This is a genomic window from Bacillus cereus group sp. BfR-BA-01310, from assembly GCF_022664325.1.
In the GTDB taxonomy this organism is placed as follows: Bacteria; Bacillota; Bacilli; order Bacillales; family Bacillaceae_G; genus Bacillus_A; species Bacillus_A paramycoides.
Genome location: NZ_JAKUHD010000008.1, coordinates 159555 through 182156, shown reverse-complemented (window position 1 = coordinate 182156; position 22602 = coordinate 159555). Strand labels below are relative to the sequence as shown.

Below are 22602 nucleotides of genomic sequence, written 5' to 3'. Positions count from 1 at the left end.
AAAGTGTCAATCCTATTTTTTCAAAAAGAAAGGGCCTTAGCCCGTTTGTTCATCCTCATTCTTTCTCTTCTCTTCATCTATTAGGACACGTCGTAAAATTTTTCCAACTGTCGTCTTCGGCAACTCACTTCTAAACTCATATACTTTCGGGACTTTGTAAGCTGCTAAATATTTACGTGCAAACTGATCTAATTCTTCTTCAGAACATTCGACGCCTTCCTTTAAAACAACAAACGCTTTTACAGTTTCCCCTCGATACGGATCAGGAACACCGATTGTTACCACTTCTTGCACCTTTTCGTATTCATATAAAACCTCTTCTACTTCACGAGGATATACATTAAAACCGCTAGCAACAATCATATCCTTCTTACGATCTTTCACATAGAAAAAGCCATTCTCATCCATGTATCCTACATCACCTGTATGAAGCCAGCCATCTTGCAATACAGCCGCTGTTTCCTCAGGCTTATTCCAATACCCTTTCATAATTTGTGGGCCCTTTACAACAATTTCACCAATTTCACCCGGAGGTAATGCCTCTCCTGTTTCAAGTGACATAATGATTGCCTCTGTGTCTGGCCACGGCACCCCAATACTTCCCGGCACGCGTTTTTCCCACAAAAAATTCCCATGTGTAACTGGTGATGATTCCGTTAATCCATAACCTTCTACTAATTTGCCACCTGTAACTCTCTCAAACTCTTCCTGCACTTCTACCGGAAGCGGTGCAGAGCCACTAATACAAGCCTGAATAGAAGAAATATCGTATTCTTTTAGAAGTGGACTATTTAATAAAGCAATATAAATGGTTGGTGCTCCTGGAAATAGTGTGACTTTATGTTTTTTAATTGCTTCAAAAACCATTTTCATATCAAACTTCGGAATAAGCACCATCTTATATCCTTGCATAATACTTAAATTCATTACAGCTGTCATCCCGTACACATGAAAAAACGGAAGGACACCAAGGATTACTTCTTCCCCTTCTTTACAATTATATAACCAATGCGCTCCCATTAAAGTGTTCGAAACGAGGTTTTTATGCGTCAACATAACCCCCTTTGGAAATCCTGTCGTTCCCCCTGTATACTGCAAAAGGGCTAGATCATTTGCAGGATCACACGGTACTTCAACATCCGTATTTACTTCTCTTTCTACTGAATCCCAAAGATGAATCGTTTCACTTTCTGATACTTTCACAACTAAATTCGACTGTTTCTTCTGCACAAATGGATACAATAAATTTTTAGGGAAAGGTAAAAAATCTGCAATACGGGTTACGATAATATGTTCAAGCTTTGTCGTATTTTGAACATTCGTCACTTTCGGAAATACTAAATCCAGGCAAAGAATTACTTTTGCTCCCGAGTCACGAAGCTGATACTCCAGCTCTCTTTCTGTATAGAGTGGATTTGTTTGTACGACAATTCCTCCCGCAAGTAATGTACCATAATAACCAATTACAGATTGCGGACAGTTCGGCAACATAATGGCAACTCGATCCCCTTTTTCCACACCTAGCGTTTGAAGATAATTTGCAAATCTCTTCACCTTATCATGGAAATCTGAAAATGTAATATCTTTCCCTAAAAAGTGAAGCGCTTTCTTTTCTGGATAACGAGAAGCCATCTGTTCTACATATCCATGAAGCGGCTGAATATCATAAGAAATCGTACTTGGAATTTCCTCTGGATAATTTTTCAACCAAGGTTTTTCCACTCTCATTCCCCCTTCCAATATTTGCGAAAATAAATGAATGTTCATTCATGATGGTTGTTTTCATTATATTATAGTCATAACAACGTTACAATCATAATATTCTGACTTTTGTATAGCTATGCTTTATCTCATTAACTTCTTATTATATGTATAAACTCACCTAATCTTAAAAGAGTAAGAGAGTTATTAGTATTTAGCTTAGTCTTATAATCGCTAACAGCGCTCCTGGAGTAGCTGTTGATAATGTTGCAACAGCTACCAAACCAAATAATTGCAAACTAATGGCACTTCCAGCTGCAAGAGTTGTAATTATTGTTGCACTAAAGGAAGTCGTTGCAAGCAATGCTAACATGTCTCTTTTTCGTAATCCCTCTACTATCTCTATTTCTTTCATCCTTATCACCACCCTTTATTCCATTCTCTACTCACTAAGTATACGAATGAACTCGTCAGTTTCCTGACACTTCCACAAATATTTCCTAGTTATTTCTATATTGTAGCAATACTTAATTAAGTGTTCTTTATTAAACAGGGATTATATTATCTCTCACGAATTTAATCTATGAACGAAAATAGGGGGGATAACATGTACCAAACAATTGAAGGCTTTTTACAATCATGGAAATACGAGGCTGAGTCTACTCAGAAAATGTACGATGCATTAACGGATGAATCTTTATCACAGGAAATTGCGCCTGGACACTGGACTTTAGGACGAGTTGCTTGGCATATCGTTACTACAATTCCTGTTATGCTATCAGGGACAGGATTAAAGTTTGAAGGCGAAACGAAAGATTATCCTGTTCCAACTTCAGCAAAAACAATTGCAGATGGGTATCGCAAAGTGAATGCAGCTTTTGTTGAAGCACTTCAAAGTGAATGGACAGATAAAGACTTATCTACTATTAATGACTTCTTTGGTCGCCCTATGCCGAATTCTATATTTTTAATGACACTCATTAATCATCAAAATCACCACCGCGGGCAAATGACTGTTTTAATGCGACAAGCGGGATTAATAGTTCCTGGTGTATACGGTCCTGCAAAAGAAGAGTGGGCTGCCGCTGGAATGGAAGCTCCTAAAATGTAACAACAAAAAAAGACAAGGTGTTTACACATCTTGTCTTTTTCTGTAACTTGTTTCATGTGAAACTATTTTTTGCTAAATGGTTGTTTTATGAAAAAAACACGTTAAAATGAATACATATTATGAGGAGGGGCAACCAAATTGAATACAAAAAATAAAAAAATAGCTATGGGAACTCTTTTACTAACTTCTATTATTGGAGTTATCGGTGTATCCCTTTACTTCACATATTATGGTACTCCTTGGGGAAAACAAACAGCAATTGCGGAATCAAAAAGTTATATTACAAAATACTTCAATCTAAATGCGGAAGTCAAAAATACTTCTTACGATTCTAAAATGGATAGCTATGCAATCTCCTTTGAAACAAGTGCAGACGGAGAGTTTACTATCGAATATAAAAGTCCTAATAACTTTAACATTTCTCCAGAAGTTCAAGAATATTTAAGCAAACACTACAAATTTACAGAGTAGTAACGAAGCATACATATACAAAAAAGAGTTGGTGTAACGCCAACTCTTTTTTACTTATTCTTGTCATACCGTTGCATCTTCCCTCTCAATATTTTTAATTCCATAATAAGCAATCGCCATACCGATCGCTGCAAATGTGAATTGAAGAGGGAGAAAAGTCGCTATAGGAAATATTGGCTGGTTATTAATTGCGATTATTACAACGATAATAGATGAAACAATTGTAGTTGGCACCGAATGTTTACGCATTCCGAAATATAGAGGGATTAAACTTATTCCCGCAGTTGCAATTGCTAAAGGGACAAGGTTTACCCCTTCTTGAATCAATTGATCTACTGTAAATGGATTAGGAAGAATTGAAAAATAACTATCTATCCCAAAGAAAATTCCTACTACTAAAATGTTAGATAAAATAACTGTTATAAATGTTAATGTTGCTGTAATGGCCAACTTACTAATCATCATTTTCTTCCGGTTAATAGGATAAGAAAACATGAGTAGTATTGTTTTATTTTTATATTCATCAATTATTAACTTGGCTATTAGTACACCACCAAAAATAATAAATGTTCCTCTTACTGACACACTAGCCATCGACAAAATCGCTTGCGGATCCCTTATTTCTGGATCTCCTTCTATTTGAGCAACGAAACCAGCCAAGATTAATAGTGCCAGTATGGTGATATTTGCAATAATTGCTCCCTTCACATACCATCCAAGCTTAAACTTCTTCAGTTCTAGCTTCATAAGACGTAGCATTATGGTCCTCCTTCCATGTAAACCACTTAAAATTTAATTGATATAAATTGCAATTACTATTATTTTTTTCACTCTTCCTACCCCAGTTCGTTATTGTTTTAAGCTTGCTTCACGCCACATCGACCTGATCGACTTTACGATACGAAAGATAACTAATAAAAATCCCTAATAAACAGAGAGCAATAGGTATAACTATAAAATCATATAAACTCGTTTGAGTGTTGCCTGTACTAACGTTACTGTTAATTATCATCCCGATTATTACTGCAGAAGTAATCGTTGTGGGTGTCGATTTCTTTCTCATCCCAAAAAATAAAGGAATTAAACTTATACCAGATATCATAAATGCACTTATAAATGTAGCTGGAACGGTAGCTATTATTTCACCTATCGTAACAGGTGTTTCAAGTAGTCCCATCATTGGATTCACACAGAATATGAGCAAACTAATAATGAAAGTAGCGATAACCGTGCTCACAAAGCAAAAACTAAAAACAATTGCTAATTTCGCTCTCATTACCATTTTTCTTTGCAGTGGGTACATAAACAATAATTGCATTGTTTTATTCTTGTATTCATCAATTACTAAACGTGATAAAATGACCGAACTAAAAATAATGAATGTTGCCCTAATAAAAATGTTTGCTAAAGACATGTACTCCATATAGGTAGAGAACATCAAATCATCCTCTACTTTAGATCCCCATGCCATAAGACTTACCGCAGCAAAAATTGCTATAATACAAATAGCTACCCCTTTAAAATAACTAGATAAGTGATGTTTCTTCCATTCGAGCTTCACTAATCTAAACATATAAACCACGCCTCCATTACTGACATAATTGTCTCTATGCTAATAATATTCTAATTCCAGCTGTAATTACGCTTACTATTCCTATTACTAGTAAAATTAGAATCCACTTTCGTTCTGGTTTTCTATAATATAAAATTCCACTTATGAGTATTACAATCAATCCACTTACTAGATTCAGCAACAATCCACTAAGCATGAATTCCTTCTCCATCCATGACATTTAAGAAATACTCTTCTAAAGAGCTATGTTTCTTATTTATACTTTCAATTTCCACATCGTTCATAATAAGTGCTTTTGAAATTGCTTGCTGCGTCACCGCCACTTCATAAACACGAATCATATTTCCACTCATTATTTTGTAATTTTTTATACCAAGTTTATCTTCTAAAATATAAGCTGCACGTTTCACATCAGGAATAGTAATTTCAATGTACTCTGTTTGTTTTCCGTTAATACTCTTCATTGAAACTTCTTTTATTAGTTTTCCATTTTGAATAACACCAATTGTATCCGCCATTTGTTCCATTTCACCTAAAATATGACTAGAAACTAATAAAGTAATGCCATATTCCTTACAAAGCATTTTAAATAAATCTCGTAATTCTTTAATACCAATTGGATCTAAGCCGTTAATCGGTTCATCTAAAATAAGAAGCTCTGGTTTTGTCATGATTGCTCTTGCAATACCCAGTCTTTGTTTCATCCCTAATGAAAAATCTTTTACTTTTTTATTATCGATGCCATGCAACTTAACAAGATTCAAAGCATGATCAATTGCGTTCTTATCGTAATAACCCATGTATTCACAATGTAAATCCAGATTCTCCTTCGCCGTTAATTTATCATAAAAAATCGGATATTCAATAATCGTTCCCATACGCTTTAACAATTCATAAGATGTATCTGTTAACTTCTCACCGAAAATTTCAATATCACCGCTCGTCGGCTTTATTAAGTTTGTAATCATTTTCATAATCGTTGTTTTACCCGCACCATTCGGTCCTAAAAAACCGTAAATTTCTCCTTTTTTCACATGCATGTTAACGCTAGAAACAACTTCTTTCCCTTTAAACACTTTCGTTAACTGATTCGTTTTTAATATATATGTCATGTCACTGTCTCCTTTCGCACTACCTTATACCTCTATAATAGACAACGGAAATCTCTTTTTTCTTACCCGTTCCTTACAAATTCCTTACGCTGAAAAAAAGCTTGTAGAATCTACTTCTCTACAAGCTAAAACAGCATCTTTTTTAATACAACTGTAAAAATTGTTTTTTCATACGGCTTACTAGAAAGATGTATTTCTCCGTCCATCGCTTCCACAAGCCTTTTCGTAATCGTTAACCCTAAACCGCTCCCTTGGTACAATCTATTTCTTGAATCTTCAAGTGTGTACATACGCTCAAATACTTTATCAATATGAGATTCATCAATTCCTTTCCCTTTATCCCATACGTCTATATACACACTCGTTTCATCCTCTCTTAATACCATACCGAGCGCCTTCCCATCATATCCATAGGCAATCGCATTTGATATTAAATTGTTTAACACCCTTCCAATCACTTCTGCATTTCCAAATGCATATATATTTCTCTCTGGTATATCAATATGAACCTCGAATCCTTTCGAGGTTACTAAATCATAAAACGATAAAATCTTTTCCCTGCATATTTCATTCATGTTTATCTTCGTTATTTCAATTGCTTTATCACCAGATTCCAATTTTGCTAAATCGAAAAACTTATGAATCAGTTCCATTACTTCTAATGTTTTCACATGTACCTTTTGTAATAATAATTGCCGTTCTTCCTCATTAATCGTTTTATCTACATTTAACATTTCTGTATATCCAAGAATGACGGTAAGCGGCGTTTTTAAATCATGTGAGATGTTCGAAAGCATTTTTCTCATCGAAATTTCTACTTTCGCATGATCTGCATTCGTTTTCTGTTTCGCATCTAACAAATGATTAATAGTAACTAATAGTTTTTGCAGTTCCTTATCATCTGTCATAACTAATAGCTTCTCACCAGTTTTCTCTTTTACAATATCCTCTAATTTTTCATATGTATAACGTAAATTTCTACTATTATTTTTTCGAATTTTATATTGTACATAAATTATTATTAGCAATATAAAAATAACGGCCGTTAAAAAAGTAACCATACTACATCCCTTCCAGCTTATAACCGATGCCCCACAATGTTTTTACATACGCTGGGTTAGATGGATCCGTTTCAATTTTCTCGCGCAATCTTCTCATATGGACATTAATAACGTTGTCATCACCATAATATTCTTCATTCCAAATTAGTGAATAGATTTGCGCTTTCGTAAATACACGATTTTGGTTCTTTACAAACAGTTTTAAAATCTCAAATTCTTTTAAAGTAAGTTTAAGCTGTCTTCCCTTTTTCTCCACAGTAAAATTAATTGGGTCAATTATTAAATCACCAATCTGAATGGTCTCATCTTTTGATTCCACAGCTGAATACTTTGTAGATCTTCGAATAGCAGCTTTTACACGCGCTGCTAGTTCAATCATAGAAAACGGTTTACAAATGTAATCATCCGCTCCAAGACCTAAACCAACTGCCTTATCAACATCTGTATCCTTCGCTGACATCATTAAAATCGGAACGGCACTTTTCTCTCGAATGATTCGCACAACCTCTAAGCCATCTAACTTCGGCATCATAATATCGAGAATGATCAAATCAAATGAACCTTTTAAAAATGCGGTAACTCCTTCTTCTCCATCAGATGCGATTGTAACTTGAAAACCTTCTTTTACTAAATATGTTTCAACCATCTCTTGAATTGAGACATCATCTTCAACTAATAAAATATGATGTGACATATTCTCATCCCCTTTTTACAAACATTAACATTTCAATTGTATCGTAACGAATGAATGCTGGAAAGAATTATATGAATTTTCAAACCAACTTCCCTTCCTTCCTTAACAATGATATGATGAAATTCACTACTATTGTTCATAATTAACTTTATATAAAGGAGACTTATCATGTCAGAAAACAAAAAAGTAAGCTTAGCTGATTTAATGCGCGAACAACTTGCAAAGAAAAAGCAAGGAAATGGAAATGGTTCAAATAATACAAATCAAAGCCAAGCAACGAAAAAATTACAAAACCAACAAACGAAGAAAACAAACAACCAACGTAGACGTACAGGTGTGTAAATGAACGGGCAAAAACGATCTAACATCGCGCCAGGTCTTGAAGTTGATATTGTGTTAAAACAAGATCAACGAACTGGTAAGTTAACAAGAGGAATTGTAAAAGATATTTTAACGAATTCCCCTTCCCATCCGCACGGCATTAAAGTAAGATTGCAGGACGGACAGATTGGCAGAGTACAAAATATTATTCAATAAGAAAAGGAGCTCATTTGAAATTGAGCTCCTTTTCTTATTTTCATTACCCTTTAATTTTTTCGATGAAAACTACTTTTAAATAGTCTCCCTCTTTAAATTGATCAATTGTACGGAAATCTTCGGGTAAAGAATGTTCTTCTAATATTTTATATTTGCCGTTCATTTCTTTAAATGCTGTATCGATAAAGCCTTTAAATTTTTTCATATCGAATGCGCTACAATTTGTAGAAGCTACGATAATACCGTTATTTTCTGTAATGGCAATTGTTTCTTTTAATAAATTTTTATAATCTTTCGCTGCACTGAATGTATATTTTTTCGAACGTGCAAAGCTTGGAGGATCAAGTACAACCATATCAAATTTCATCTTTTTCTTAGCTGCATATTTGAAATATAGAAATACATCTTCTACAATAATATCTTGCGCTTCGTAATCAATTTCATTTACGCTGAACTGCTCAATCGTTTTACTTAAACTACGATTTGCAAGGTCAACACTCGTTGTTTTACTTGCACCGCCAAGTGCTGCAAATACAGAAAAAGCTCCAGTATAAGAGAACATATTTAAAACTGTTCTTCCTTTTGCATATTTATCACGAATTTGTTTTCGAACGTTACGCTGATCTAAAAATACACCAACCATCGCCCCGTCATTTAAATATACAGCAAAGTTTACACCGTTTTCTTTTACGATAAGTGGAAACTCACCGCGCTCTCCTGCTACAAAATCATCATCTTCAATGTATTTCCCTTTCGTATCAAAACGTTTTTTCTCATAAATCCCTTTGAAATTTGCTACTTTTTGAAGTGCTTCTACGATTTCATCACGGAAAGTATAAATCCCTTCACTATACCAACTTATTACGTAATAACCGTCATAATAATCGATGATTAAACCACCAAGACCATCGCCCTCACCATTCACAACACGAAATGCTGTTGTATCATTTGATTTATAAAAATCTTTTCGTTTATGTAAAGCAGATTTGATTTTACTTTCAAAGAAAGGTTGATTAATTTGCTCCTTCTCTTTTCTCGTTAAAATCCATCCATATCCTTTATTTTGTTTTCCATAATAGCCTTTTCCGATGAATTGGTTCTTCTCATCTACTACTTTGATGATTGTCCCTTCTTCACGTACATCATTTAAATTTTGAATAGCATCTTTTAAAATAAGCGGATATCCACTTTTAATTTCTTTTATAAACTTCGGTTTTATTTTTATAGTTACTTCAGATCGCATGTAATGTCTTCCTTTCCATTTGAATGCTTTCTAACTATAGTAAGCATTTAAAAAACGAGACTGAAAAAACAGCCTCGTTTCACTATACCATATTATTGCTTTGCTAGTACAACTAGCCTATCCTCTCGCATAACCGCTATATATTTACTAACTTTTGAAGTGAACATCTTACTATCTACAATAACTGAAAAAACTTATATAAAAGAGACTTTCTTTATTTTTCTACAGCAATTTCTTGCTTTTGAAACTTAGAAACTATATAACCAATTCCTATACCGATCATACCTGGAACTAACCAGCCAATCCCTACACTATATAATGGAATCTTATCTAAAATAGGTGCTAATGCGGCAATTTGAAGATTTGCATTGTGCAATCCATCAAAGAAGCTAATCGCGAACGCCCCTATAATACCGCCTACATACATTGCTAATGGAAGACGAACGTAATTTTCAACGAGTGATAATACGATAAGCACGATACCAATTGGATAAATTGCAATTAAAATTGGTAATGCTAATGCATTTAACTGAGTTAAACCAAGATTTGCTACCATAAATGCTAATACACAGAAAATGAAAACAACTTTTTGATAAGAAAGCTTTGGTAATAAAGAAGAGAAGTATTCGCCACAAGCTGCAACAATACCTACAGAAGTTGTTAAACATGCTGCTGTAATTGCGATACCAAGTAATAACGTTCCGTAATTGCCAAATAAATGAGTCACTACGTTTGTTAAAATAATTCCGCCGTTTGCTCCCATGCCAAGTGAAACACTAGAAGCTCCAAGGTAAGCAAGCGCTAAATAAACAAGTAGTAAGCCAAGTGCTGCAATAAATCCTGCAAAAATTGTTACTTTCGCAATGCTATTTTTATTTGTAATACCTTTTGCTTTTAAAGCATTAATTACAACATTTCCGAAAACAAGTGCTGCAAGTCCATCTAAAGTTAAATATCCGTCAATAAAGCCTTTAAAGAGTGGAGCACTATACGCTTCTGTCGGTGCACCAAACTCTCCAATTGGTGTCATAATTGCTTTCGCTACAATAATTGCAATGACAGCTAATAAAATTGGTGTTAACACTTTACCGATGCGGCCCACTAATTTCGATGGGTTTAAAGCTAAATAGAAAGTTACTGCAAAGAAAATAAATGTAAAGATAACAAGTGGATATGATTGACCAGCTACCTCACTTGGTAAAAACGGTGCAACACTCATTTCATAAGCAACAGTTCCTGTACGTGGTACACTAACAAATACACCTAAACATAAATAAATTGCAGTGATAAAAATAAGTGCGAATACAGGGTGTACACGTCCTGCCAGTTCATTAATATCTCCTTTTAAAGCTATAACAATAACCCCTAATAAAGGAAGTCCCACACCTGTTACGATAAAACCAAACAACGCAATCCATACATCCGTTCCAGCACCTTGTCCTAACGCTGGTGGGAAGATCATATTACCTGCACCGAAAAACAATGCAAATAACATTAAACTTATTGCAAACATCTCAGAAAACTTTAAAGACGATTTCATTTCTACTAACCTCCTATATAATTATCAGATTAACAAAATATTCTGAATTAAATTCCGTCACATTTCCTCTTTCAAGCATACTTCCCTATAAAAGAACGCAAAAAACACCCGTCCCTAACAAAGGGACGAGTGTTGAAATCGTGGTTCCACCCTTATTCTAATAAAATGAATTTATAACGAAATAAGCTCATTTTATAGCTCGTGTAAATTGATAACGGTTTTATCCGCCAAGAATTACAATGCATCATGCAGTTCACTCTTGAAGTTTAGAGGTGGTAAGTATGTCTTTCCGTATTAGGAAGCTCACAGCCTAAGGCTTCCCTCTCTGAGAATCGTAAAAAACAACTCGTGTCCTCATCATTACTTTTATAAAATATCTTGTCGAAACTTGTTGTTTTTTTATTATATGGGCTATTTTTTAAAAAATCAATAGTTTTATTTTTTCTGACAAAAAAATATAGGGGGAAAACATTCCCCCCTATATTTGCCCCATCAATCTTTCTAATTCTTCAGCTGTAATGTTCCGCCATTTTCCGGTTTCAAGTTCATTTAGCTCTATATTCATAATGCGAACTCGCTTCAACTTTGTTACTGTATACCCGAAAGCACGACTCATTCTACGAATTTGTCTATTCATTCCTTGTGTTAAAACGATGCGAAATGTAGATTGGTCAACTCTCGTCACTTTACATGGTTTCGTCATTCCATCTTTGATTTTCACTCCGCTGGACATCATATCAATAAACCAATCTGTAAACGGCTTATCGACCGTAACAACATATTCTTTCTCATGCTCATGATCACCGTGCAAAATTTGATTCGCAATCGTACCATCATTCGTTAATAAAATGAGTCCTTCCGATGCTTTATCTAACCGCCCAACAGGAAAGATTCGTTCTGGATAATTGATATAATCAATAATATTATCTTCAATATGATCCGCTGCTGTACAAGTAATTCCAACTGGTTTATGGAAAGCAATATACACTTTTTCTTTCTCTTCTTTTGCAACTACCTGTCCATCAATCGTTACAACATCACCTTCGTTAACGATTGTACCGTGCGTACATATTTCACCGTTAATCGCGACACGCCCTGCTTTGATGAGACGATCTGTCTCGCGTCTTGAGCAGGATTTTGCTTCGCTTATGTATTGGTTGATTTTCATGTTTTATTCCTTTTCTTATAGATTAAAAGCGTCAATCCATGGCAATATCATTATGCCAAGATTGACGCTCCTTTACTTCGCAAAAACAACTAAATAAATAACCCCAATCACCAAAAATATTCCGCAACAAGCTAACAATACTTTTGCAAGTTTGTCCATAAACATATAATGGTTCCCCTTTTGTTTGGTTGTTTGCTATTTTAATTCGACAACTGTTACACCTAGGCCTCCCTCACCCATGTCACCGTAACGGAAGTTTTTCACACCGCGGTGTTTCTTCAAGTAATCTTGTACACCTTGGCGAAGTGCTCCTGTTCCTTTACCGTGAATGATTGATACACGAGGGTAACTTGCAAGCTGTGCATCATCTAAATATTTCTCAACGCGCACCATTGCATCTTCATAACGTTCACCGCGAAGGTCAAGCTCTAATGAAACGTGATAATCTCTACCCTTCACACTTGCGACTGCTTTTTTCTCAGTTTGCTTCGGTGTATTAATGTATTCCATATTGGATTCTTTCACTTTCATCTTCAGAATACCAATTTGTACGCTCCACTCTGTATCACTTACTTTTTCAAGTAGTTGACCTTTTTGACCGAACGTTAACACTTTTACTTCATCGCCTGCTCGTAATTGTTGTTTCGGCGCTGTGTTTTTCACGTTTACTTTTTGTTTCTTCACAAGCTCTGGCGCTGCCCCTTCTAGACGGCTCTTCGCTTCAATAAGTTCATGGTCTTTCACGTTTACAAGCTGTGCTTTACGCAATTGACGAAGTTCTTGAATAATGCCTTCTGCTTCTTTCTTTGCAGCTTCGACTTTTTCTTCCCCTTCTTTTTGCGCTTTTAATAATTTTTCATCGCGCTCATCGTTAAATTCAATAATTTGACGCTGTAATTCACGATGAAGTTTTTCAGATTGCTTGCGAAGCGCTTCTGCTTCGTTCCAGTCACGCTCTGCGTTCTTTTGACTTTCTTCTAACTTCGCAATCATATTTTCAATTTTATTTGTATCTGTACTAATATGGTTACGTGCTTGATCGATAACTCGATCAGATAGTCCAAGGCGCTTCGAAATTTCAAAGGCATTACTACGTCCTGGTACACCGATTAATAATTTGTACGTTGGGCTTAATGTATTCACATCGAACTCAACACTCGCATTAATAACTTGCTCACGGTTATATCCGTATGCTTTTAATTCCGGGTAATGCGTCGTTGCAACAACGCGAGCACCGCGGTTACATACTTCATCCAAAATTGAAATTGCTAGTGCAGCCCCTTCTTGTGGATCTGTTCCAGCACCTAATTCATCGAATAAAACTAAGCTTTCAAAATCAGCTTTTTCTAAAATATCTACAATGTTCACCATATGTGAGGAGAACGTACTTAAACTTTGTTCAATCGATTGCTCATCACCGATATCAGCAAAGATATTTTTAAATACACAAATCTCTGACTCGTCCATTACTGGAATGTGAAGACCAGATTGCGCCATTAATACACAAATACCAACTGTTTTCAGCGTAACTGTTTTACCACCTGTATTCGGCCCTGTAATAACAATTGTTGTGAAGTCTTTACCGAGCATAATGTTATTTGGCACAATAATTTCCGGATCAATAAGCGGATGACGTGCTTGTCTTAAATCCATGTACCGCTCGTTATTTACGATTGGCTTCGTTGCTTTAATTCGCTTCGCATAAAAAGCTTTCGCAAAAATGAAGTCAAGATTGGCAACTACTTCTACGTTAGATAAAACGATATCCGCTTCTACTGCTACTTCTTCTGTTAACATCAATAAGATGCGTTCGATTTCTTGTTTTTCTTTCACTCGTGCTTCTTGAAGCGCGTTATTTAATTCTACAATGACTTGTGGTTCAATAAATAAAGTTTGTCCAGAAGCTGATTGATCGTGAACAATACCGCCATATACGCCGCGGTATTCTTGTTTTACCGGGATTACGTAGCGTTCGTTACGAATCGTTACAATCGCATCTGATAACATTTTTTGTGCATTTGAAGAACGCGTCATGTTTTCTAACTTCTCGCGGATACGGCTTTCCGCAGTACGAATTTGAGTACGAATACCACGCAGTTTATCACTTGCGCTATCGACTACTTCACCGCCGTCACCGATGCAATTTGTAATTTTCTTTTCTAAATCATATAAAGATACAATTTGAGCGACATGAGTTTCTAAAATTGGAAGCTCGACACCATTATCAACCATATCTTCAATGAAACGTTTCATATTGCGACTACCATACATCGTATTGGCAATATCAAGTAGTTCATTTGGGCTTAACATACTTCCAATCTTTGCACGCTTCACATTTGAGCGAATATCCGTAATACCACCTAATGGTGCACTACCTTTTAAACGAATGACTTTCGCTGCTTCATCCGTTGTATCTTGCATTTCTACAATTTCTTCAAAATCAGTGCTCGGCACTAAATTCTTCACTTTATCACGGCCAAGTGAAGAGGCTGTATGTTCAAGTAATTGTTCTTTTACTTTATTGTATTCTAATACACGCAACGTTCTTTCTAACATGTTGCAGGTCCCCCTTGTGTTACTTATTACGTTTAATATAGTCCAATAAACGTTCAATATCCCATGTGTTAATCACGTTATCTTTTTGAATCCAACCTTTACGTGCTGCTGCTACACCTGTTTCCATATCTTCTAACATTTCAAGTGTATGGGCATCGGTATTAATCGCTACTTTTACACCAGCATCTTGTGCTTGTTTTAATAATTTCGCGCTTAAATCTAAACGGTTTGGATTTGCATTTAATTCTAAAACTGTATTTGTTTCTTTTGCGAGTTCGATTAATAAATCTGTATCTACATCATAGCCCTCGCGGCGCCCAAGAAGACGCCCTGTCGGATGGGCAATCATTGTGACATGCTTATTCTCAAGCGCAGTGCGAAGACGTTTCATAATCGTTTCACGGTCTTGTGAGAAGCTAGAGTGAATCGCTCCAATGACATAATCTAATTCTGCTAATACTTCATCATCAAAATCAAGTGTTGCATCTGGTAAAATGTCCATTTCAATTCCACGTAAAATTGTAATGTCTGGATACTTTTCATTCATGCGCTCAATTTCTTTCGCTTGCTCGCAAAGACGCTCTTTCGTTAAGCCATTCGCTACTTTCAAGTATTGTGAATGATCAGTAATTGCCATAAACTTATATCCACGAGCGCGACATGCTTGTACCATTTCTTCAATTGAAAAAGCACCATCACTCCACGTTGTATGCATATGTAAATCACCTTGTATGTCAGAGAACTGAATTAAGTTCGGATACTCTTTAATTAATTCAATTTCTTTTCCATCTTCACGCACTTCTGGCGGGATGAATGGAAGACCGAAATGAGCGAAGAATTCCTCTTCCGTTTCAAAAGTTTTCACTTCACCGGTTTCCAAGTTTTCTACACCGTACTCACTAATTTTCTCGCCTTTATCTTTTGCAATTTGACGCATTTTTACGTTATGGTCTTTTGATCCTGTGAAATGGTGAAGAGTTGTAATAAATTCTTCTGGTTTTACAAGACGGAAATCAATTGAAATATCATATTCATATTGAAGACGAACTGATACTTTCGTATCCCCGCTCGCAATTACTTCAATCATATTATCAAATTGTAGTAAATGTTCACGTACTACAGCTGGTTCTGTAGTTGCAATGATGAAGTCTAAATCCTTCACTGTCTCACGAACACGGCGTAAACTACCAGCGCGGGAGAAACGAATCACCTCAGCAATATTCGACAATTTCTCCTCTATTTCCCCGGCAATAGGCAATACCATCGCAATTGGTAAACGCTCTGGACGAGATCCTACTTGATCAATTGCTTCCAATATTTTCTCTTCTGTTTTTTTACCGAAACCTGCTAAAGCTTGTACTTTATTTTCCTCACAAGCAGCTTTTAACGTTTCCATATCGACAACACCAAGCTCTTTGTATAACTTAGCTACCTTCTTCCCCCCAAGGCCTGGTAGTTTTAATAGCGGTAATAAACTGCTCGGTACTTCTTTTTCAAGTTCTTGTAGTACTTCAGATGTTCCCGATTCTATATATTCTTGAATAACTGCTGCCGTTCCTTTTCCGATGCCTGGAATCTTTGTGAAATCTTCAATTTCAGAAAGACTACGATCATCACTTTCTAGAGCTGCCGCTGCTTTACGAAATGCAGATATTTTAAATGGATTTGCGCCTTTTAATTCCATAAACAGGCCGATTGTCTCCAATAATTTAATAACTTGTTTTTTATTTACTTTCATCATTGCCCCCGCCTTTCTTTCATAGAAAAAAACTCCTCTTTCCGAAAAAAGAGAAGTTATACTCTGCTACCTGTCTGCCATAGTTCCTTCACCTTTTCAGAAAGAATCGGTGTATCGTCTATAATTATTTTGCTAATTGATGATTTTTGTAATGGTGTTTGCAATTGTTCAATTGGAAGAATTGTTCCAACAATAATTAAGACAAACAAAATAATATACACTTCTAAAAATCCGAGGATTGCCCCCGCAAGTGCATTCACTTGCTTTAAAACCGGTATTTCTGCAAACATATTTAACAAATTACCAAGAAATGAAAGTGCGATTTTTGTAATAATAAATAATACGATAAACGCAATTGCTTGATAAAATACTGTTTCAATATTATTTGCATCAATCCATTCTGGAACAGATACGTTTTTATCAAATGGATACGGAATAAATTTCGCAAGTGTTGGCGCTAAATCTTTACAGTACCAGTATGCAACAAGGTATGCGATAATAAAGCTTGTTAACTTTATAAGTTGCAAAATGAACCCTCTGCGTAAGCCAAGGAAAAATCCCATAACAAGCAGTAAAATGATAATAATATCAATCATGTTATTCCATTCCTTTTTTTGTCATACTTTCTTTCAGCTTCTCATGTTCTTCTATTAATTTTATGTAATCGTGTATGACGTTTACCGCCGTCAATACCGCTAGTCTACTCGTATCAAGCGAAGGATTCTTGGCATTGAGTTCGCGCATTTTATCATCCACAATCGCTGCTACCATGCGGATATGACTTGTACTTTCATCGCCAACAACTGAATATTGCTGACCATAGATTTCTACATTAATTCGACTTTTCTTTCCCTTTTGTTGTGACAACTCACCGGCCTCCAATCACGTACAGAATCCTAAAGTTTATCATACCATGAACCATCATAATATGGAAACAGAAAGAACAATCCGATATGATAAAAATAACAATATAAAAAAGGAGCGACCATCTTGTCAAATTCTATCGTATTACAAACAAGTTCTACAGTAATTGAAGACATGAAACAACAATATAAACAGGCGCTTAGCCCGAAAATTCCGCAAGGCGGTATCTTTATGGCAAAAGTTCCATCTTGCACGATTACAGCATATAAATCAGGCAAAGTGATGTTCCAAGGTGGCCGTGCTGAAGCAGAAGCTACTCGTTGGCAAACTGTCTCTCAAGCACCAAAATCAGCTGTAAAAAAATCGGCTAACTCACATCGTTATGCCCCGCCCTCTTCCATCGGTACAATGTCTATTGTAGGATCCGATGAAGTAGGTACTGGCGATTACTTCGGCCCGATGACGGTCGTTGCTGTATATGTGGACGCAAAACAGATTCCACTTTTAAAAGAACTTGGTGTAAAAGACTCTAAAAACTTAAACGATGCCCAAATTGCTGAGATTGCAAAACAACTCCTTCACGTTGTTCCTTATAGCTCTCTCGTTCTTCACAATGAAAAGTATAATGAGCTATTTGATAAAGGAAACAACCAAGGTAAACTGAAAGCTTTACTACACAATAAAGCCATCACAAATTTATTAGCAAAAATTGCACCTACAACACCAGAAGGCATCTTAATCGACCAATTTACGCAACCTGATACATACTATAAATATTTAGCGAAACAAAAACAGGTACAACGTGAAGATGTTTACTTCGCTACAAAAGGAGAAAGTGTCCATTTAGCAGTAGCTGCTGCTTCCATCTTAGCTCGTTACTCATTTGTAAAACAATTTGACGAACTAAGCAAAAAAGCTGGTATGTCACTTCCAAAAGGTGCCGGCAAACAAGTAGATATTGCCGCTGCTAAACTCATTCAGAAGCTTGGAAAAGAAAGACTACCTGAGTTTGTGAAACTGCATTTTGCTAATACGGAGAAAGCGTTTCGCTTATTGAAAAAATAACTACTTTTTAGTATCGACAGGATAGGGATGAACTAAACAAGGCGAAAAGAATTGAGTTCTTTTCGCCTTTTATGAATGATATGTGATTTTTGGTAAACCTTTTTCCATACAGTCACGCCAACTTCTTTTTAAAAATGGGATGATCCATAATAATGCTATCCCTAAAAAGAACAATGTTACGACGATCCCACTTGTTATACTCAAAGGATTAGTAGATGTACTAGCAGATTCAGATGGATTAGAAATAATAATAACGTCTTTAATTACTAATAATATATTGGATATCATATGTACGATAATAGGTAAAATAAGACTTCTAGATTTTATATACAATAGACACATGACTATCCCAAACAGAATAGCACTAAATGTTGCTTGCAAATGCAATATACCAAATATAATTGAAGAAATAATTACACTCGTTTTCATACTAAATTTCAAATGTAACTTACGCAATAAATAACCCCGGAACAATATTTCTTCAGCAATAGGTGCAATGAATGCCACCACAATGCAACGAATCCATAACTGTAATACATCTCCTGTTTCTTTCGTTTTTGCAACACTTGCAGTAGCTAATTCCACAGAACTAAAACTCCAAATAATAACAGCAAGTGCCATAAGACAGCCTAGTTGGAATACCAATAACATTACAACTGGCATAACAATTATTTTAATAGATATTACAGATGGTTTCGTGAAAAAAGTCTCATAAAAATTCACACTATGTTTTCTACAATATTTATAAAATAATAAAACCGGTATAACATACAAAACACTCAGTAAACCTATTTCCCGCTTTAACAACATCGATACTTCATTAAACAATGGTAATCTAATTACGCATTCCATAATAAGAAATCCCACTATTAAATATAGAAAAATATAACGAAATTTCAATTTAAACAATGAATTGTTTACCAAAATACTCCCCCTTCTCTTCAGTCACATAAAAGTTACATGAATTTCCTTTTACATCAGCATAACATATAAAAGCTTTTAAAAATACAAAAAATACCATTTAAGTAATGATATCCCTCAACCTTAAATTAAGATCAATATACTTCAATTTCCACCGATATCATTTCCTTTACTATTTATCGATCCCCACTTCGCTCAAGTACATCATTCCTTATTACGCAAAAAAGGAGAGCCCCCATGACTCCCCTTCTTCATATTCAACTTCGTTTCTGCTTCTTATTTGATGAAGGTACTTTATAAGAACCTGTTTCATGCGTAGTCGTTCCTTGTCCTTCCACTTCCGGAGAACCTAAGCTTGATCTAGAATGATCTGTTTTCACTTTCTTACTCATTACAATCACCCCCCAAGTTTACTTTTTACTTACGGGTAAAAAACTATTCAACATAACCATCTGAACATATACTGGCTACTCTTTTATCCTCCTGTTTGTTTTTCACTAATGTCCCATAGACGTTTTGCGGCATCCTTATCCAAGGCAGCTTCTGACATTTTTCCTATTTGCTTATCGGCATAGTAATAACCACCATGATCAGTAAATTCAGTTGATTCTGCTAGCCATATCAAAGTTTCAGCACCTTCCTCGGGCGTACGAGAGAAAGGTTTCATTGCTGCCATAGTTAAGCGAGCAACCAGACCATTGTCCTGGTTGAAATTCGTATCCACTAGCCCCGGGTCAAAGCTATAAGCACTAACACCCGTTCCCTCCAACCGCTGTGCCAATTCAGAGGTGAATAAAATATTAGCTAGTTTTGTTTGCGCATAACGCATTGTAGGACCACCCATGAACCTCTTAACACCACGATAAAGTTGTTCTGCATCTAGATCACCGAAATCAATTCCCTTTTTAGCCATTTTGTGACCGTGAGATGCGGTTGTAATGACACGAGCAGGAGCACTTTCTTTTAAACGCTCCAACAACAAACCTGTGAGCAGGAATGGCCCTAAATGGTTAACCGCCCAAGTCATCTCCAAACCGTCCTCCGTAAGCTTCCTTGTTTGAAATAAAGCGCCAGCATTATTTACTAATATATCAATTCTCGGACATCTTTCTAAAATATCAGTAGCTACCTGGCGTATAGATTGTTGGGAAGACATATCAGCCAAAAATAAATCTATCGTCGCATTCCCATTCGTTACATCCTTAATTTGGACTATAGCATCATTCGCTTTTGCTTCGTTACGTGCAATGATTCCTAGTTTGGCACCGCTTTTTGCAAATGCCTTAGCTGCCGCTAATCCAATACCGCTTGTTGCACCAGTGATTACTATATACTTGTCACGCAATGTCCACTTTGTATGACTTGGATTTTCCCCCATCGCCCCAAAACCCCTTCCCTATAAATGTTGCATTCGTTTTACTATATATGAAATGAGAAGGGAACTATGAACAACATCTTTTCCATTCTTGAAATACTTTATAAAATTTGAGTTCTAGTTACACCCTTTTCCAATAAAAAAAGCGAGAGCAGTTGCTCTCGCTTTTTTTATATCTTAAAACTCAGAAGAACCTGGAGTTCTTGGGAATGGAATTACGTCACGGATGTTAGCCATGCCAGTGATGTACATTAGGAAGCGCTCGAAACCTAGACCGAATCCAGCGTGTTTTGTACCGCCGTATTTTCTAAGTTCTAAGTACCACCAGTAGTCCTCTTCGTTCATACCTAATTCTTTAATTCTGTCTACTAAAACGTCCATTCTTTCTTCACGTTGGCTACCGCCGATTAATTCGCCGATGCCAGGAACTAGAAGGTCAGTAGCAGCTACTGTTTTTCCATCTTCATTAAGGCGCATGTAGAACGCTTTAATGTCTTTTGGATAGTCAGTTACGAATACAGGGCGTTTGAAGATTTCTTCTGATAAGTATCTTTCGTGCTCTGTTTGTAAGTCAATACCCCATTCTACTGGGTATTTGAAGTCAGCGCCTGACTCTTGAAGTACTTTAATTGCTTCTGTATATGTGATGCGACCGAAGTCAGAGTTGATTACGTTGTTCATGCGTTCTAGAACTGTTTTATCAACGAAGCTGTTGAAGAATTCCATTTCTTCAGGTGCATGCTCTAATACGTATTTCATTGCATATTTCAGCATATCTTCTGTAAGATTCATTACATCGCCTAATTCAGCGAATGCAATCTCAGGCTCAACCATCCAGAACTCAGCTGCGTGGCGAGTTGTGTTTGAGTTTTCTGCACGGAATGTAGGTCCAAATGTGTACACATCACGGAACGCTAGTGCATAAGCTTCAGCATTCAGCTGTCCACTTACCGTTAAGTTTGTTTCTTTACCGAAGAAGTCTTTTGATTCGTCAACTTGTCCGTCTTCACCTTTTGGTACGTTGTTTAAATCTTGCGTCGTTACGCGGAACATTTCGCCTGCACCTTCTGTATCACTACCAGTGATAATTGGTGTATGAACATGTACGAATCCACGCTCTTGGAAGAATTGGTGAATCGCAAACGCTGCGATAGAACGCACGCGGAATGTTGCTGAGAATGCATTTGTTCTTGGACGTAAGTGAGCGATTGTACGTAAGTATTCAAACGTGTGACGCTTCTTTTGAAGTGGGTAATCAGAATCTGATAAGCCCTCAACATCAATTTTTTCTGCTTTAATTTCAAATGGTTGCTTTGCTCCAGGTGTTGCAATTACTTTACCTTCTACTTTAACTGAAGAGCTAAGTGGAAGTTTTGCAATTTCTTTGAAGTTCTCTAATTCTGTATCGAAAACGATTTGAACGCTTTTGAAGAAGCTACCATCGTTTAATTCGATGAAACCAAATGCTTTTGAATCACGTAAGTTACGAATCCAACCTGATACTTGTACTGTTTGATCTGCGTATTTCTCTGTATCTCTATACAGACTTTTTACTAATGTGTTTTCCATAGTGAAATTCTCCTTTGCTGATATATTTAAATACAAAAAAACCTTTCATCCATAAAGGGACGAAAGGTTAAACTTCGCGGTACCACCCAATTTGTCATAAAGACCAACTTTAACTCGTATGTAATACATACTTCCCGGTTTGTAACAGGCCGGATTCCCGTCTAAGTCTACTCTTGAATACAAGCTTCAATTTCGGTTAGCAACTCCAAGGTGTTCTTCACATATACCGCCTCATCAGGCTCTCACCGCCCCTGACTCGCTTTGGATTATAGTATATACTACTTTTCCTTATCATCGTCTTTC

At 36.1% G+C, this 22602-nt stretch carries 23 protein-coding genes, 1 pseudogene and 2 other annotated features (1 of these 26 cut by a window edge); of the genes and pseudogenes, 5 read left to right on the top strand and 19 right to left on the bottom strand.

The features are described from left to right. Positions 1–36: 36 nt before the first annotated feature. Together MR109_RS17800 and MR109_RS17795 are read right to left on the bottom strand one after the other, a co-directional pair. Entirely contained in the window at positions 37–1722 is a 1686-nt protein-coding gene (locus MR109_RS17800; protein WP_242273352.1) for a long-chain-fatty-acid--CoA ligase, read from the bottom strand. Between the two features lie 193 nt (positions 1723–1915). Beyond that, positions 1916–2062, bottom strand: a pseudogene (locus tag MR109_RS17795) (BclA C-terminal domain-containing protein); the annotation flags it as partial. Between the two features lie 246 nt (positions 2063–2308). Between MR109_RS17795 and MR109_RS17790 the strand changes: the two are divergent. Together MR109_RS17790 and MR109_RS17785 are read left to right on the top strand one after the other, a co-directional pair. Continuing rightward, on the top strand, positions 2309–2812 hold the full coding sequence (locus MR109_RS17790; protein WP_242273349.1) for a DinB family protein: 504 nt from the start codon (positions 2309–2311) through the stop codon (positions 2810–2812). Positions 2813–2950: 138 nt separating this feature from the next. Continuing rightward, positions 2951–3283, top strand: a complete 333-nt coding sequence (locus tag MR109_RS17785; protein ID WP_242273347.1) for a YfjL-like protein — start codon at positions 2951–2953, stop codon at positions 3281–3283. 63 nt (positions 3284–3346) lie between these two features. Here the strand turns inward: MR109_RS17785 and MR109_RS17780 are convergent, their stop codons facing one another. From MR109_RS17780 to MR109_RS17755, 6 genes are all read right to left on the bottom strand, one after another. Beyond that, positions 3347–4042, bottom strand: a complete 696-nt coding sequence (locus MR109_RS17780) for an ABC transporter permease (RefSeq protein ID WP_242273344.1) — start codon at positions 4040–4042, stop codon at positions 3347–3349. Between the two features lie 109 nt (positions 4043–4151). Next, entirely contained in the window at positions 4152–4856 is a 705-nt protein-coding gene (locus MR109_RS17775) for an ABC transporter permease (RefSeq protein WP_242273342.1), read from the bottom strand. A 34-nt stretch (positions 4857–4890) separates the two neighbouring features. Continuing rightward, the gene (locus MR109_RS17770; RefSeq protein ID WP_205206294.1) at positions 4891–5052 is read right to left on the bottom strand and encodes a hypothetical protein; all 162 of its coding nucleotides are present in this window, start codon (positions 5050–5052) and stop codon (positions 4891–4893) included. After that, entirely contained in the window at positions 5045–5968 is a 924-nt protein-coding gene (locus MR109_RS17765) for an ABC transporter ATP-binding protein (RefSeq protein WP_242273339.1), read from the bottom strand. The genes MR109_RS17770 and MR109_RS17765 overlap by 8 nt, the downstream gene beginning before the upstream one ends. Before the next feature lie 125 nt (positions 5969–6093). Continuing rightward, positions 6094–7029 carry a HAMP domain-containing histidine kinase gene (locus MR109_RS17760; RefSeq protein WP_242273335.1) on the bottom strand — a complete coding sequence of 312 codons (936 nt, stop codon included), beginning with the start codon at positions 7027–7029 and terminating at the stop codon, positions 6094–6096. Between the two features lies 1 nt (position 7030). Continuing rightward, complete coding sequence (locus MR109_RS17755; protein ID WP_025147537.1) at positions 7031–7723, bottom strand: response regulator transcription factor; 693 nt, start codon at positions 7721–7723, stop codon at positions 7031–7033. Between the two features lie 168 nt (positions 7724–7891). Between MR109_RS17755 and MR109_RS17750 the strand changes: the two genes are divergently transcribed. Together MR109_RS17750 and MR109_RS17745 are read left to right on the top strand one after the other, a co-directional pair. After that, positions 7892–8065, top strand: coding sequence for a hypothetical protein (locus MR109_RS17750; RefSeq protein ID WP_001293584.1), 174 nt, complete (start codon positions 7892–7894; stop codon positions 8063–8065). After that, the gene (locus MR109_RS17745; protein ID WP_178938844.1) at positions 8066–8260 is read left to right on the top strand and encodes a YwbE family protein; all 195 of its coding nucleotides are present in this window, start codon (positions 8066–8068) and stop codon (positions 8258–8260) included. A gap of 43 nt (positions 8261–8303) precedes the next feature. Here MR109_RS17745 and MR109_RS17740 read toward each other — a convergent pair whose 3' ends face one another. From MR109_RS17740 to zapA, 7 genes are all read right to left on the bottom strand, one after another. Continuing rightward, complete coding sequence (locus MR109_RS17740; RefSeq protein WP_002173679.1) at positions 8304–9503, bottom strand: class I SAM-dependent rRNA methyltransferase; 1200 nt, start codon at positions 9501–9503, stop codon at positions 8304–8306. A gap of 214 nt (positions 9504–9717) precedes the next feature. Then, the gene (gene brnQ6 / locus MR109_RS17735) at positions 9718–11043 is read right to left on the bottom strand and encodes a branched-chain amino acid transport system II carrier protein BrnQ6 (RefSeq protein WP_025147539.1); all 1326 of its coding nucleotides are present in this window, start codon (positions 11041–11043) and stop codon (positions 9718–9720) included. A 118-nt stretch (positions 11044–11161) separates the two neighbouring features. Then, positions 11162–11413, bottom strand: a binding site (T-box leader). A gap of 108 nt (positions 11414–11521) precedes the next feature. Further along, positions 11522–12211 (bottom strand): 23S rRNA pseudouridine(2604) synthase RluF, encoded by a 690-nt coding sequence (locus MR109_RS17730; protein ID WP_002173681.1) that lies wholly within the window; start codon positions 12209–12211, stop codon positions 11522–11524. 195 nt (positions 12212–12406) lie between these two features. Next, a complete protein-coding gene (locus MR109_RS17725) occupies positions 12407–14767 on the bottom strand; it encodes an endonuclease MutS2 (RefSeq protein ID WP_242273333.1) in 2361 nt (786 codons plus the stop codon). 19 nt (positions 14768–14786) lie between these two features. Beyond that, a complete protein-coding gene (gene polX / locus MR109_RS17720; protein ID WP_242273331.1) occupies positions 14787–16505 on the bottom strand; it encodes a DNA polymerase/3'-5' exonuclease PolX in 1719 nt (572 codons plus the stop codon). A 56-nt stretch (positions 16506–16561) separates the two neighbouring features. Then, positions 16562–17101, bottom strand: coding sequence for a CvpA family protein (locus tag MR109_RS17715; RefSeq protein ID WP_242273326.1), 540 nt, complete (start codon positions 17099–17101; stop codon positions 16562–16564). 1 nt (position 17102) lies between these two features. Further along, positions 17103–17372, bottom strand: a complete 270-nt coding sequence (zapA, locus tag MR109_RS17710) for a cell division protein ZapA (RefSeq protein ID WP_242273363.1) — start codon at positions 17370–17372, stop codon at positions 17103–17105. Positions 17373–17495: 123 nt separating this feature from the next. On the opposite strand from zapA, the gene rnhC reads away from it, so the two are divergent. After that, positions 17496–18434 (top strand): ribonuclease HIII, encoded by a 939-nt coding sequence (gene rnhC, locus MR109_RS17705; protein WP_242273324.1) that lies wholly within the window; start codon positions 17496–17498, stop codon positions 18432–18434. 69 nt (positions 18435–18503) lie between these two features. Here rnhC and MR109_RS17700 read toward each other — a convergent pair whose 3' ends face one another. The 4 genes from MR109_RS17700 to asnS form a co-directional block, all read right to left on the bottom strand. After that, positions 18504–19286 carry a CPBP family intramembrane glutamic endopeptidase gene (locus MR109_RS17700; protein WP_242273322.1) on the bottom strand — a complete coding sequence of 261 codons (783 nt, stop codon included), beginning with the start codon at positions 19284–19286 and terminating at the stop codon, positions 18504–18506. A gap of 326 nt (positions 19287–19612) precedes the next feature. After that, positions 19613–19747 carry a YuzL family protein gene (locus tag MR109_RS17695; protein ID WP_002112167.1) on the bottom strand — a complete coding sequence of 45 codons (135 nt, stop codon included), beginning with the start codon at positions 19745–19747 and terminating at the stop codon, positions 19613–19615. 83 nt (positions 19748–19830) lie between these two features. Continuing rightward, positions 19831–20733 carry an SDR family oxidoreductase gene (locus tag MR109_RS17690; protein ID WP_242273319.1) on the bottom strand — a complete coding sequence of 301 codons (903 nt, stop codon included), beginning with the start codon at positions 20731–20733 and terminating at the stop codon, positions 19831–19833. A gap of 174 nt (positions 20734–20907) precedes the next feature. Next, entirely contained in the window at positions 20908–22299 is a 1392-nt protein-coding gene (gene asnS / locus MR109_RS17685) for an asparagine--tRNA ligase (protein ID WP_242273317.1), read from the bottom strand. A gap of 52 nt (positions 22300–22351) precedes the next feature. Further along, positions 22352–22602 (bottom strand) — a binding site (T-box leader); it runs 1 nt beyond the window's last position.

Coding starts and splice junctions, on each gene's coding strand:
- MR109_RS17790 (WP_242273349.1), top strand. CDS start 2,309: ATGTACCAAACAATTGAAGGCTTTTTACAATCATGGAAATACGAGGCT.
- MR109_RS17780 (WP_242273344.1), bottom strand. CDS start 4,042: ATGCTACGTCTTATGAAGCTAGAACTGAAGAAGTTTAAGCTTGGATGG.
- MR109_RS17775 (WP_242273342.1), bottom strand. CDS start 4,856: ATGTTTAGATTAGTGAAGCTCGAATGGAAGAAACATCACTTATCTAGT.
- MR109_RS17770 (WP_205206294.1), bottom strand. CDS start 5,052: ATGCTTAGTGGATTGTTGCTGAATCTAGTAAGTGGATTGATTGTAATA.
- MR109_RS17765 (WP_242273339.1), bottom strand. CDS start 5,968: ATGACATATATATTAAAAACGAATCAGTTAACGAAAGTGTTTAAAGGG.
- MR109_RS17760 (WP_242273335.1), bottom strand. CDS start 7,029: ATGGTTACTTTTTTAACGGCCGTTATTTTTATATTGCTAATAATAATT.
- MR109_RS17755 (WP_025147537.1), bottom strand. CDS start 7,723: ATGTCACATCATATTTTATTAGTTGAAGATGATGTCTCAATTCAAGAG.
- MR109_RS17750 (WP_001293584.1), top strand. CDS start 7,892: ATGTCAGAAAACAAAAAAGTAAGCTTAGCTGATTTAATGCGCGAACAA.
- MR109_RS17745 (WP_178938844.1), top strand. CDS start 8,066: ATGAACGGGCAAAAACGATCTAACATCGCGCCAGGTCTTGAAGTTGAT.
- MR109_RS17740 (WP_002173679.1), bottom strand. CDS start 9,503: ATGCGATCTGAAGTAACTATAAAAATAAAACCGAAGTTTATAAAAGAA.
- brnQ6 (WP_025147539.1), bottom strand. CDS start 11,043: ATGAAATCGTCTTTAAAGTTTTCTGAGATGTTTGCAATAAGTTTAATG.
- MR109_RS17730 (WP_002173681.1), bottom strand. CDS start 12,211: ATGAAAATCAACCAATACATAAGCGAAGCAAAATCCTGCTCAAGACGC.
- MR109_RS17725 (WP_242273333.1), bottom strand. CDS start 14,767: ATGTTAGAAAGAACGTTGCGTGTATTAGAATACAATAAAGTAAAAGAA.
- polX (WP_242273331.1), bottom strand. CDS start 16,505: ATGAAAGTAAATAAAAAACAAGTTATTAAATTATTGGAGACAATCGGC.
- MR109_RS17715 (WP_242273326.1), bottom strand. CDS start 17,101: ATGATTGATATTATTATCATTTTACTGCTTGTTATGGGATTTTTCCTT.
- MR109_RS17700 (WP_242273322.1), bottom strand. CDS start 19,286: ATGGAATGCGTAATTAGATTACCATTGTTTAATGAAGTATCGATGTTG.
- MR109_RS17695 (WP_002112167.1), bottom strand. CDS start 19,747: ATGAGTAAGAAAGTGAAAACAGATCATTCTAGATCAAGCTTAGGTTCT.
- MR109_RS17690 (WP_242273319.1), bottom strand. CDS start 20,733: ATGGGGGAAAATCCAAGTCATACAAAGTGGACATTGCGTGACAAGTAT.
- asnS (WP_242273317.1), bottom strand. CDS start 22,299: ATGGAAAACACATTAGTAAAAAGTCTGTATAGAGATACAGAGAAATAC.